At 51.7% G+C, this 11,881-nt stretch carries 12 protein-coding genes; 8 read left to right on the forward strand and 4 right to left on the reverse strand.

Translation table 11 applies throughout. The annotated features are described in order from the left end of the window. Positions 1 to 203 precede the first annotated feature (203 nt). The 3 genes from ACI1P2_RS31065 to ACI1P2_RS31075 all read left to right on the forward strand — a co-directional run bounded on the left by ACI1P2_RS31065 (position 204) and on the right by ACI1P2_RS31075 (position 2,166). Positions 204 to 641, forward strand: coding sequence for a disulfide oxidoreductase (locus ACI1P2_RS31065; RefSeq protein ID WP_355326896.1), 438 nt, complete (start codon positions 204 to 206; stop codon positions 639 to 641). Between the two features lie 253 nt (positions 642 to 894). Then, positions 895 to 1,401 carry a CcdC family protein gene (locus ACI1P2_RS31070; RefSeq protein WP_355326899.1) on the forward strand — a complete coding sequence of 169 codons (507 nt, stop codon included), beginning with the start codon at positions 895 to 897 and terminating at the stop codon, positions 1,399 to 1,401. 186 nt (positions 1,402 to 1,587) lie between these two features. Beyond that, entirely contained in the window at positions 1,588 to 2,166 is a 579-nt protein-coding gene (locus ACI1P2_RS31075; protein WP_355326902.1) for a TetR/AcrR family transcriptional regulator, read from the forward strand. 52 nt (positions 2,167 to 2,218) lie between these two features. Here the strand turns inward: ACI1P2_RS31075 and map are convergent, their stop codons facing one another. Then, positions 2,219 to 2,965 carry a type I methionyl aminopeptidase gene (gene map, locus ACI1P2_RS31080; RefSeq protein ID WP_355326905.1) on the reverse strand — a complete coding sequence of 249 codons (747 nt, stop codon included), beginning with the start codon at positions 2,963 to 2,965 and terminating at the stop codon, positions 2,219 to 2,221. 293 nt (positions 2,966 to 3,258) lie between these two features. Here map and ACI1P2_RS31085 point away from each other — a divergent pair, with 293 nt between their 5' ends. The 4 genes from ACI1P2_RS31085 to ACI1P2_RS31100 all read left to right on the forward strand — a co-directional run bounded on the left by ACI1P2_RS31085 (position 3,259) and on the right by ACI1P2_RS31100 (position 7,573). Then, entirely contained in the window at positions 3,259 to 3,954 is a 696-nt protein-coding gene (locus ACI1P2_RS31085; protein WP_355326929.1) for a GntR family transcriptional regulator, read from the forward strand. 149 nt (positions 3,955 to 4,103) lie between these two features. Continuing rightward, the gene (locus ACI1P2_RS31090; RefSeq protein ID WP_355326908.1) at positions 4,104 to 5,465 is read left to right on the forward strand and encodes a GntP family permease; all 1,362 of its coding nucleotides are present in this window, start codon (positions 4,104 to 4,106) and stop codon (positions 5,463 to 5,465) included. Between the two features lie 44 nt (positions 5,466 to 5,509). After that, positions 5,510 to 7,057: a gluconokinase gene (gntK, locus tag ACI1P2_RS31095; RefSeq protein ID WP_355326911.1), complete on the forward strand. Its 1,548-nt coding sequence runs from the start codon at positions 5,510 to 5,512 to the stop codon at positions 7,055 to 7,057. A gap of 282 nt (positions 7,058 to 7,339) precedes the next feature. Further along, entirely contained in the window at positions 7,340 to 7,573 is a 234-nt protein-coding gene (locus ACI1P2_RS31100; protein ID WP_355326914.1) for a hypothetical protein, read from the forward strand. Positions 7,574 to 7,694: 121 nt separating this feature from the next. Here ACI1P2_RS31100 and ACI1P2_RS31105 read toward each other — a convergent pair whose 3' ends face one another. From ACI1P2_RS31105 to ACI1P2_RS31115, 3 genes are all read right to left on the reverse strand, one after another. Further along, positions 7,695 to 7,838, reverse strand: a complete 144-nt coding sequence (locus ACI1P2_RS31105; RefSeq protein WP_355326917.1) for a YjcZ family sporulation protein — start codon at positions 7,836 to 7,838, stop codon at positions 7,695 to 7,697. A gap of 100 nt (positions 7,839 to 7,938) precedes the next feature. Next, the gene (locus ACI1P2_RS31110) at positions 7,939 to 8,763 is read right to left on the reverse strand and encodes a serine/threonine protein kinase (RefSeq protein WP_355326920.1); all 825 of its coding nucleotides are present in this window, start codon (positions 8,761 to 8,763) and stop codon (positions 7,939 to 7,941) included. A 98-nt stretch (positions 8,764 to 8,861) separates the two neighbouring features. Next, positions 8,862 to 9,560: a MerR family transcriptional regulator gene (locus tag ACI1P2_RS31115; protein WP_355326923.1), complete on the reverse strand. Its 699-nt coding sequence runs from the start codon at positions 9,558 to 9,560 to the stop codon at positions 8,862 to 8,864. 382 nt (positions 9,561 to 9,942) lie between these two features. Between ACI1P2_RS31115 and ACI1P2_RS31120 the strand changes: the two genes are divergently transcribed. Next, on the forward strand, positions 9,943 to 11,694 hold the full coding sequence (locus ACI1P2_RS31120) for an alpha-glycosidase (protein ID WP_355326926.1): 1,752 nt from the start codon (positions 9,943 to 9,945) through the stop codon (positions 11,692 to 11,694). Positions 11,695 to 11,881 lie beyond the last annotated feature (187 nt).

Consider the following 11,881-nt stretch of genomic DNA (forward strand, 5'->3'; position numbering starts at 1 on the left):
GGTTTACACTCTCCTGTTCTTCTTTGTATATGTAGCAAAATGTGAATGGTTATGACTCTAATCACCAATATTCCCGGATTGTAGAATCAACCTACTGTTCTTCCTCATTCGCTTATAGTATGATCAATATAACTGCAGCTATGAATTGGATCGTGAAGTTCCATCACTGAGGCGCAATTTCCTGAAAGAAAAGGAGAACATTCATGTTCGGAAAAAAATCTGATTTAATGTTATTCTTCGCATGGATCGTCGCTTGTGTGGCGACACTTGGCAGTCTTTTTCTAAGTGAATATCTGGGGTACGAGCCCTGCAAGCTGTGCTGGTTCCAGCGCATACTGATGTACCCGCTCACGGTTTTGCTTGGTATTGCCTACTTTAGAGGGGATACAGGCATCCGCGTATACATAATTCCTTTATCCGTGATTGGCGGCCTCATTTCCGCCTACCATGTGACCATTCAGCGCATCGCCGCCGCCCGCGCTGCCGCCACTCCCAGCACCTCCTGCGGCAGAGTGTCCTGCGAGACGGATTACCTGAACTGGTTCGGCTTTATTACGATTCCGATGCTGGCGCTTGTTGCGTTTATCCTGATTATTGCAGCCATGAGTGTGATCAGCAGACAGGAAAGAAGAAGATGGTAACTCAGCAGGTTAATCATTTATCCACTAAATGATTAACTCGCTAAGCCACTAAGACGAAAAAGCGCAGCTCCAATGAGTTACTGCGCCTCTTGCTTTTGAACGCCGTAAATGCTGATGATGTGTGACATAATTATGTCAATTGTAAGCGGAACGAGCCTGCAGAGGCTGTTGACCTGCGAATTGTGATATACTTAAAAAGTGAGATTTTACTGCAAAAACTCGTTACAGATCCCATTGGAAAGGGGTTCTCAGGTTGCTACACATCAACACTACTTACTTACAGTACGGAGCGACTGTCGGCATGGTGATTATGGCCGTACTCGCGATATTTATTCGCATGAAAGCCAGCCACCGTCCTATAAATGTAAAAAAAATCATTATCCCTCCGCTCGGCATGAGTACGGGATTTCTGATGTTTATTGTCCCCGAAGTCCGTATTCCCCTGCTCTGGGGAGTCATTTCTTTTCTGGTGGGTTGGTTTATCTTCTCCTATCCGCTCATCCGCAGCACCAAGTTTGAGATGGTGGACGGACAGGTTTTTGTCCAGCGATCACGAGCCTTCTTCTTTATTCTGATCGGCCTGCTGGCTGTCCGCATGCTGCTGCACGAGTTCGTCCAGCAATATATCACCATCCCTCAGACGGCTTCGGTATTCTTTACACTGGCATTCGGAACGCTGCTGCACTGGCGCCTTTATATGTATACGCAGTACCGCAAACTGTTCCCTGCCGAAACGCCGAACACTCCGGTCAACCCATAATGGTCCGACCGGCTTAGCTTGCTTTCACACTGTTAAGTGGGGGCGGGCTTTTTTTATTGCCGCTTCTATGATTACAACCTTGGCTTCAATACTAACGAATGAGCACCACATTACCCGATACCCATGATTCTTGACAGAACGATCCGAAAAAGGTAGTTTGGTTGGAGAGAAAGGGGGTACACCCGCTTGGCAAGAAACAAAGAATTTGACACAACGCTCGTTCTGCACAAGGCCATGGAGATTTTCGGCCACTATGGCTATGAAGGCACTTCGCTGCAGGTGCTGCTCGAAGGGCTGGGGATCGCCCGCCAAAGCCTGTATGATACCTATGGCACAAAGCGGGATCTTTTCATTAAGGCGGTCAAGCATTATGCGGGTGAAAAATCATCCGCTGTCGTCGCTTATCTGCAGCAGGCGGATTCCGTCAAAAAAGCAATTCATGATATTTTTCACGAGGTTGCCGCCACCCTGAAGGATGAAGCGCGGCGCAAAGAGTGCCTTATTTTGTACAGCGCCATCGACCAAATACCTCATGTTCCCGAAGTAGCAGAGTTTTTTGAGCAGGACAGGATTCGGTTGGAACAAGCGCTTTACGATGCACTGGTTCGTGCCGAACAGCAGGGTGAGCTGAAGCCAGGTCAGGACCTGCACGCACTGGCCAGATATTTGCATTATGCGCGGTATGGATTGATCCAAGTAACCAAGCTGACATCCGATCCCAAGGTTCTGGATGAAATCGTAACGGTCACACTCTCCGCACTTTAAAGGGCCCAAGGTCATAGACCCGGGGCCCTTTTGTAATGAAGTGACACAAACGTTATTGCTCCGTCAACAGGATCGGCCCATCCGCCGTAATCGCCAGCGTATGCTCGTACTGGGCAGATAATCCCCCGTCCTGCGTACGCGCCGTCCAGCCGTCCTCGTCAATCTTGCAGCGATAGGTTCCGGTATTCAGCATCGGCTCGATGGTGATGACCATGCCTTCCTTCAGACGGGTGCCGCGATGCGGAGGACCGTAGTGAGGAACCTGCGGCTCTTCATGCATGCTTTGCCCGATCCCGTGCCCGATGAAATCGCGCACCACGGAGAAGCCCTGAGCTTCCGCATATACCTGAATCGCGTGGGAAATATCCCCGATCCGGTTGCCGACAACAGCCTGCTCGATACCTTTGTACAGCGATTCCTTCGTTACACCCAGCAGCTTCTGCGCCTGCTCGGACACCTGCCCTACCGCGTAAGACCAGGCGGAATCAGCAAGCCAGCCGTTTAAATTCACGACCATGTCGATCGTTACGATGTCGCCTTCATTCAGCGGTGTTTTGTTCGGGAAGCCGTGGCAGATCACGTCATTCACGGAACCGCAGGTTGCATAAGGATAACCGTTATACCCCTTCTGCTCGGGAGTTGCCCCGTTTTTTTTCATAAACGCTTCGGCAAAAGCGTCAATTTCAAGCGTCGTAATCCCGGGACGGATCATCTTTGCGATCTCCCGGTGACAGGCGGCCAGAATTTCACCGGCCTTCTTCATATTTTCTATCTGTTCCTTCGTCTTCAAAATAATCATGGAGAGTCTCCTTACATTGGATTTGCGCCCTTAACGCAAGCCGCCGGAATCCGGCACTCTGTATACTCATTTTGATGCAGTTTATGCGTCCGATATACTATCTGCTATTGTATCGCGAAAAGCGGCAAAAGGAAAACACCATCGCACATGAATTTACGTCGTTTGCCCGGGTCATCTTCTTAAAATTTTAATGTTACCGTTTACAGGAATTTAAATTTGTGTATATAATAATTCTAACTTGTATACCTGTATACATGTTGACGAACTTTATAAGAGACAGGAGCGTGAGCAACGTGGATTATCCGGCAGCATGGCTGCAGGGGGCTTCATTGGGTGAAAAAATCGCCTGTGAGCTTAGATTGCAGATTATCCGGGGACACTATGCTCCAGACACGGTTTTATCCGAGAACCAGATCGCTGCCGATTTCGGGACAAGCCGCTCCCCGGTAAGGGAAGCCATGAAGGTGCTGTCCGGCGAAGGTTTAATCCGTCTTGAGCGAATGGGTGCCGTCGTCATTGGCATGTCGCCTGCGGACATGGAGGAGCTGTTTGATGTAAGATTGCTGATCGAGCATTTTGCCGTCAAGCGTCTCGTACATAAAGATACCGCCCCCATCGCAGCCGCGCTGGAACGCCTTACCGACAAGATGGAAGTCGCCTTCAAGCATTGGGATATCGCCGAGTTTTCGCTGCAGGACTTTCTGTTCCATGAAACGCTGGTGCTGGAAGCTGGCCATACACGGATTTTGCATACATGGAACGGCATGAGACAGCTCATCCTTACCGTGATGCTCGCCGCGACGGAACAGCGTTTTTCCATCAGAAGCAACGAGTCGCTCGTCACCATTGCCAAGCACCGTACGATCGCGGCCGCTTTACTGGACGGGGATGAGGAACTGCTGGCTGATCTCGTGAATGATCATTACAAAGACACGCGCAATGCGGTCAATGACAGTGTGCTTTCTCCTTTTCGCGGATCGGCATTTTAGGACTGATTCCATTTGGTTTTATGGTAAACCGTACAATGAAAGCGCTGCAAAAAACGAAATGAAAACACGTTTCCGTTTTCGGAAATGTTTTCATTCGCTAAAGTTGTCGACAAGTATACAGACTAATGATTTCAAGGAGGTTTTTACCTATGCAATCCCTATTCGGGCTCAGTCATAACGCCAGTTTATTGATCTGGGCGCTCGTCACGATCATTCTACTGATTGTGCTCATTGCCAAATTCAAGTGGAATCCTTTCGTCTCCCTGCTGCTCGCAGCATTTTTCCTCGGGCTGATGAACGGCATGCCGGCGCCTGACGTCATTACCTCTGTAACGAAGGGTCTCGGAGGAACACTGGGATCGATTGCCATCGTCATCGGTCTCGGTACGATGCTCGGAAAAATGATGGCTGAATCCGGCGGGGCGGAGCGCATTGCCACAACGCTGATCGACCGTTTTGGCGAAAAACGCGTTCATTGGGCCATGCTCTTGGTCGCCTTTATTGTCGGGATACCTGTATTTTTCGAGGTTGGCTTGATTCTGCTGATCCCTATTCTGTTCACCGTTGCACGTAAAATGAATATGTCGCTGATCAAAGTCGGGATTTCCATGCTTGCCGGTCTGTCCACGGTACACGGCCTGCTTCCGCCGCACCCCGCGCCAATGATCGCAATTGAATCGTACCAGGCTGACATCGGACGCACCATCCTGTACGCGCTGATTGTCGGCATTCCGACTGCCATTATCGCTGGACCGGTATTTGGTAACTGGATCAGCAAAAGAGTGCATGTTACACCAAATCCCGAGCTTGTCGAACAGTTCACCAATAAAAACGAACGACCGCTTCCCGGCTTTGGTATTACATTGTTTACAATTTTGCTGCCGGTTATCCTGATGCTCAGCGGTTCCATTGCCATGATCGCCGATCCTGACAAGACCAGCGGTTTGACCGTATTTCTCGAATTTATCGGGGACGAAGTTGTGGCCCTGTTGATCGCTACCGTCTTTTCCTTCTTCACGCTGGGTTATGCCCGCGGCTTCAACAAGAATGATCTTGCCCGCTTTACCAGTGAATGCCTTGCGCCGACCGCTTCCATTATTCTGATTATCGGGGCAGGCGGTGCCTTCAAGACGGTTCTGATTGACAGTGGTGTCGGCAAAGCGATCGCCGAAATGGCTACCGGGGCCAACGTCAATGTTATTGTATTTGCTTATCTGGTATCTGCGCTGATTCGTGTTGCCACTGGCTCGGCCACAGTTGCCATGACGACTGCCGCGGGGATTGTCGCTCCCGTGCTCGCCATGACACCTGGCGCCAACCTGGAGCTGGCTGTGCTTGCTACAGGTGCAGGCTCGCTGATTCTGTCCCATGTCAACGATGCCGGCTTCTGGATGATCAAGGAGTTCTTCAACATGACGGTGCCGCAGACGCTCAAAACATGGACCGTTATGGAAACCATTCTCTCCCTCGTGGCCTTCATTTTGATTATGCTGCTGAGTGTGGTAGTGTGAATTAAAGGAGCCATACAGCTACGGAATTAGAGAGGAGAATCACCATGGCAAATGTCAATCATATGATCGGCGTGGATATCGGCACAACGAGCACAAAGGCGGTATTGTTTGAAGAGAACGGTACCATTAGGGCGGAGCATAATGTCGGTTATCCCCTGAATACTCCGGTGCCAGCCGCGGCGGAGCAGGACCCGGATGAAATTTTCAAGGCGGTGGTGGCAACCATCCGCGAGGTTATGGCCAAGAGCGGGGTTCCGCCGCAATCGGTCCTATTCGTATCCTTCAGCTCGGCCATGCACAGCGTGCTGGCCGTCGATGAAGGAGGCGCACCGCTGACGGCATGCATTACCTGGGCGGATAACCGCAGCGCTCATTGGACCGAGGTGTTGAAAAAAGAGCTGAACGGGCAAGCGATCTACCGGCGTACCGGAACGCCTGTCCATCCCATGTCGCCCCTTACCAAGCTGATGTGGATTACGCGTGATTTGCCGGATATTGCTGCAAAAGCGCATAAATATATTTCCATCAAGGAGTATGTATTTGCCCAGTTGTTCCAGGAATACGTCGTGGATCACTCCATCGCCTCTGCCACAGGCATGATGAACTTGGAGAAGCTGGACTGGGATGAAGAGGCTTTGGCAGTGGCCGGGGTCACCAGCAAGCAGCTGTCAACACTTGTGCCTACGACGCATATCATGAACGGCTTGAATCCCGTCTACGCCAAGGAAATGGGTCTGCTGGAATCGACGCCGTTTGTCGTGGGCGCCAGTGACGGCGTGCTGTCCAATCTGGGCGTCAACGCCATTAAGCCAGGGGTCGTGGCCGTAACCATCGGCACAAGCGGGGCCATCCGCACCGTGGTCGACAAGCCTGTCACCGATCCGAAGGGACGCTTCTTCTGTTATGCGCTGACGGAGGATCAGTGGGTGATTGGCGGTCCCGTCAATAACGGGGGGATTATTTTCCGCTGGATTCGCGACGAATTCGCCGCCTCTGAGGTCGAAACCGCCAAGCGGCTTGGGCTTGATCCCTACCATGTACTGACCAAGATTGCAGAGCAGGTTCCTCCGGGCTCGGACGGCCTGCTGTTCCATCCTTACCTGTCCGGCGAGCGCGCGCCGCTGTGGGACCCGAACGCACGAGGCTCCTTCTTCGGCTTGACCCTGCGGCATAAAAAGGAGCACATGATTCGCTCCGCCCTGGAAGGCGTATTGTTTAACCTGTACACCGTCATGCTTGCCATGGAGGAGGTTATCGACAGGCCTTCCGTCATCCATGCGACCGGCGGCTTTGCCCGCTCCGAGCTGTGGCGGCAGCTGATGGCCGATATTTTCGATCAGGAAGTTATCATTCCCGAGAGTCTGGAAAGCTCCTGTCTCGGAGCCGTAATCCTTGGACTATACGCGCAGAAGCGGATCGACTCCCTTGACGCGGTCGGAAGCATGATCGGAACGACACATCGTCACGTACCAGACAGAAAAAATGTTGAAGTGTACCGTGAGCTACTGCCGATTTACATCCGGATTTCGCGAAAATTTGAAGAGGAGTTCAGGATTCTGGCTGATTTCCAAAACAAAATGCTGGAAGAATAACTGCAACCGCTCTGTCCTTCGTACGTATTATCTTTTTAAGAGGTCGTTCAAAAAAGTCATCTTTTGATCACGAAGGAAGTCAGGAAGCGGATTCGACATCGAATCTTGAATTCAGCCGGGACTTCCGGTGCTCACGTACCCTTAAGTACGCTCCGCTCCTCAGTCCCTAGCTTCATTCAACCTTCTTGGTGCTGAAAACCTGACTTTTTGAACACGTACTTTAAGTAAAGACGGTTTGGTTTCCATACTGATCATGGACCTTATACCAAGGAGGACAAGACGATGCTTAAGAAAATACTGCACCGCCTGATGCATTCCGCTTCCCATTCTTCCCACCGGCGTCATTACAGCAGCTCGGACAGGCGGCATTACAAACGCTACTCCAGCAGTGATTACCAGAAAAGGCACCACGGAGGTTATGTCGGAAAGCTGTCTTCATCCGATCTGAAATACGGACACAGCCGCCACGGACACGGATATTACAAGAACAGACACCGCAGCTTCTCAAGCTCCTGAGTCTGGAACATATTTTGAACACAGAAAGAACAGGCCATTCTGAACTGCACTCCAATTGTTAGACACAACTAACAGTGAAGGTGCAGTTCATTCGATATAGCCTGTTCTTTCTTCTTGCTATTTAGAACAGCAGCCATGTACGAGAGATAATGGCCAGCAAAATCAATAAAATCAGAATGGCCCCCACAGATCCCAAACCGCCGTAACCGAAGCCATATCCGGGGTAAAGACCGGCACCCGCATATCCGACACCTTTGATTTTCACTGTCCAGACTGCCCCTTTCCGCTGATCGCTCAGTTGATCTTTTACACAGAATCATCTTATGTAGACGATCGTGCAGAGGGCATAGACAGTATCCCATTTTTCACACTTCATCCTGAAGCACTTGGGACAAACGTTCAAGATCCTGCAGGGCTGCCGCCGAATCCTCGTACCTGGGGCCAAGCTGCAGCAGACGCTCCAGGAAAAGACGGATCTCCGGATGCAAATCCAGCTCCTCCTGCCATCCGGCAGGCTCTTGTCCGGGAACCGGGTCATAGGAGGAATACAGCATAAACAGCATGAAATGCCCGATATCATACAGGTCGCTGTACATTGCGGCCTCCCGCCGCTGCGGATCGCGTGTTTGTATCATGGAGCCGGGAAATACCTCCTGCGGGTCCTCCCCGATGGCAAGGGCCAGTCCGAAATCGATTAGATGAAGCTCTCCTGCCCGCTGGATCACATTCGGGATGCGTATATCCATATGAACAAAACCCTGCTCATGCACATAGCGGACCCGCTCCAGCAGCTCCAGCGTGTACAGGACACACCCCGTCTCCGTGAATCTCTGTTCTTGCCCGAAAATCAAATCCTCAAGCGTGCTTCCCTCTATATATTCGAATACCATGTATACCTTATTCCGCGCCAGCTCGATCCACTCGATATACCGGGGAATACAGCGATGGCCCATCTGCTGCAGAATATCCGCTTCCCGCTGCAGCAGCTTGGCGGCACGGGCTCGCTTGCTCGGCTTGGTCTGTTTGACAGCAACGTTCATGCCGGTCTCTCTGTCAGTGCACAGATAGGTAAGCCCGTAGCTGCCGATCCCGAGAAGCCTGACGACCTTATAACTGCCACCGATCACCTCGCCGGGCTGATGCGGATAATCCATCCAAGCTTCATGTACTCTGCGTAAATATGCCAGCAATACCTTTCCTCCTTGGGCAGACAGGCTTCAGGCCCGTCTTCACCGCCCATTATATCACGGGCAGGCCTGAGGAGGAGTGAACGCATTAGTGAACGTGATTATGCTTCTCTGCTCTTGCGCGGAAGCAGGCCGAAAATGCTGAACAGCGGACTCCGTGCCTTCTTTCTGCGTCCCTGATAGCTGCGGAGATTCGTAATGAGCTGCCGGTCCCTTTCCTCTTCCGTTTTCTCCTTGATCCAGCGCCGCTGCTCCTCCAGCTGGGCCGACAGGCTGCTGTGCGTCTCCAGAAGCTTTTCCTGCTGCTCCTCCAGCTCGGCAATGCGGCGATGAAGCTCCTCCCACTGCAAGAGGGCGTCTATCCGCTCCTGTTCCTGACCGGAAGAGACCTCCTCAACAGGAAAGTGCTCCTGGCTGGAGGAGATCTCCTCCACAGGAGGATGCTCCTGTTCATGAGACGGAGCAGGCTTATGCAGCACGGGAGCTGCCGCCGTAACCTCTTCCACCAGCGCCATCAGATCAGGTGATGGTTCCTTGGGAAAAGGCAAGGGCTCCTCTTGCTGTCTGAGCTCTGTCAAAACAGACTCAACCGCATCCGTCATCGTCATATTATTTTCCCGCAGCAGGGACTTGAGGTGACGAAAGCAGTCAACGTCCATCTCGGTATATATTCTGGATTGGTTGACTGCGCGCTCGAAGACATATCCCTTCTCCTCCAAAGCTGCAGCATATTTCCTCAAAGTGCTTGCGCCGACCCCCAATGTCTTGGCAATTTCCGATGTGACTCCAGTTTCTTGCATACGCCATACCTCCTGTAATTTTGAATTAAACAGGGCGACATTCCAGCATGACGGCCGCACAGCCTCGGTGGCTTGCCCCGCCCTTTTCACATGCTTTTCCATTTCGGCGGTTGTACATAAAATTCCTTTGGCGTATTTATTCTATTATTGCGGATTGCTGAGAGCTTTTGTCAGGAGAGCCGTCAATTCCGGTCGATAACGGTCTAATCCGTTGTCACATGGAATGTTCCCCCATGAATCTGGTGCAATACCCTCCTATTGCGGGTAATAAATATTCCATCCACATGTCTATATTGAATACATAAGATTGAAGCACGATTCCTGTTTAACAGCATGAAGGCGCTGGAACACTAATCTTAGCATTTGAAGGAGGAATGGATTCATGCTGCTTGAAGCCGTATACCACCATCCGAAGCGGAACTGGGCCTTCGGTTATGATGAGGAGACCATTTATTTGCGTCTGCGCGCGAAAAAGAACGACCTTACTGCCGCCTGTGCCCTGACCGGGGATAAATATGACTGGGAGCGGACCCGTGAAGTCGTCCCCATGTACAAGCTTGCCAGCGACAGCATGTTTGACTATTACGAATGCCGTGTCAAGCCCCGCTTCCGCCGTTTGCGCTACGGATTCGTGCTGGAGGCCGGGGATGAGCGGATTTGGATGAATGAAAACAACTTTGTCACGGAGGAGCCGCAAAATCCTGACCGGATGTTTCAGTATCCGTTTCTTAACCCGATCGATATCTTAAAGCCTCCCGGCTGGGTTAAGGTTGCCGTATTTTATCAGATTTTCCCGGAACGCTTTGCCAATGGGGACCCGTCGAACGATCCGGAGGGGACGGAGCCGTGGGGAGGGGAGCCGCGCAGGGATAATTTCTTCGGGGGAGATTTGCAGGGCGTGATCGATCATCTGGACTACCTGAATGAGCTTGGCATTAACGCCATTTACTTTACGCCTGTATTCCTGGCAACTACCAATCACAAATACGATACGGAGGATTATATGAAGGTGGATCCCCATTTCGGGGATATGGATACGCTCAAAAGATTGGTGAACGAGTGCCACCGCCGCGACATCCGTGTGCTCTTCGATGCGGTCTTCAATCATTCGGGGCGCACCTTTGCCCCTTTCGTAGATGTGCTTGAGAAGGGAGAAAAATCGGCGTATAAAGACTGGTTCCACATTCGACAGTTTCCGCTGAGGGTCGTGGATGGGGTGCCGACATATGATACCTTTTCATTCGAGCCGATGATGCCCAAGCTGAACACGGAGAATCCTGAGGTCAAAAAATATTTGCTGGGCGCAGCGGAATACTGGACCCGCGAAATCGGCATCGACGGCTGGAGGCTGGATGTCGCGGATGAGGTGGATCATGATTTCTGGCGTGAATTCCGGAAAACGGTCAAGGCTGCCAACCCGGAGGCTTATATTCTCGGAGAAATGTGGAATGAATCCTCCGAATGGCTGCAGGGTGACCAGTTCGATGCGACCATGAACTATCCGTTCACCTATGCGGTAAATGACTTTTTTATCAAGCAGGAGACGGATGCCGAAGACTTTGCCTTCCGGATCGGCAAGCAGATTGCCCGCTATCCCAAGCAAGCGACGGAAGTGGCGTTCAATCTGCTGGACAGCCACGACACCCCCCGCATTCTGACGCTCGCCGGAGGGGATAAGCGGAAGATGCGCCTGGCTGCGGTCTTTCAGTTTACCTACATCGGCACCCCTTGCATTTATTACGGGGATGAAATCGGCCTGGACGGAGGGCCGGATCCGGGCTGCCGCAAATGTATGGAGTGGAATGAAGCGAAGCAGGACCGCGAATTGCTGCATTTTTACCGGGAACTGATCCAGTTGCGCCGGGACCACCCTGCCCTGAGAGCGGAGGGCTCGATCACGTTTCTCTCCGCCGAGGCTGACGGTTCAGCCATCGCCTATGAGCGCCGCGGCGCGGATGAAGTTCTCATCGTGCTCCTGAACAGGGATACGAAGGAGCAGTCCGTCTCCTTTCCTGTCCGTGAAACGGGCTGGAGGCTCCTGTTGGGCGAGTGCAGTTGGACGAACTCGGGCGATGTGCTGAACGCCAGGCTATCCGGGTACGGATATGCTGTACTGCATGTGCCTTTAACGTAAATTATGGGCTCTTGAAATGCAAAAAAGCGGATGCCCCGACAACACAATGATATGCTCCCCATATAGTAGACAGGTGAAAAAACAAAAGCCTGTTACTGTATGGGGAGTATTTTTATGGAGAAAAAGAAATTTACGGCATTTGAAAAATTAACGATCCTTCAAGAAATAAAGCAGGGATTGATCGGGA

Origin of the sequence: Paenibacillus jiangxiensis, assembly GCF_046098255.1 — a bacterium.
GTDB classification, from domain to species: Bacteria; Bacillota; Bacilli; order Paenibacillales; family Paenibacillaceae; genus Paenibacillus; species Paenibacillus jiagnxiensis.

Excerpts from the sequence above, each read along its gene's own strand:
- ACI1P2_RS31065 (WP_355326896.1), top strand. The coding sequence starts at position 204 with ATGTTCGGAAAAAAATCTGATTTAATGTTATTCTTCGCATGGATCGTC.
- map (WP_355326905.1), bottom strand. The coding sequence starts at position 2,965 with ATGATTATTTTGAAGACGAAGGAACAGATAGAAAATATGAAGAAGGCC.
- ACI1P2_RS31090 (WP_355326908.1), top strand. The coding sequence starts at position 4,104 with ATGCAATCCCTATTCGGGCTCAGTCATAACGCCAGTTTATTGATCTGG.
- gntK (WP_355326911.1), top strand. The coding sequence starts at position 5,510 with ATGGCAAATGTCAATCATATGATCGGCGTGGATATCGGCACAACGAGC.
- ACI1P2_RS31100 (WP_355326914.1), top strand. The coding sequence starts at position 7,340 with ATGCTTAAGAAAATACTGCACCGCCTGATGCATTCCGCTTCCCATTCT.
- ACI1P2_RS31115 (WP_355326923.1), bottom strand. The coding sequence starts at position 9,560 with ATGCAAGAAACTGGAGTCACATCGGAAATTGCCAAGACATTGGGGGTC.
- ACI1P2_RS31120 (WP_355326926.1), top strand. The coding sequence starts at position 9,943 with ATGCTGCTTGAAGCCGTATACCACCATCCGAAGCGGAACTGGGCCTTC.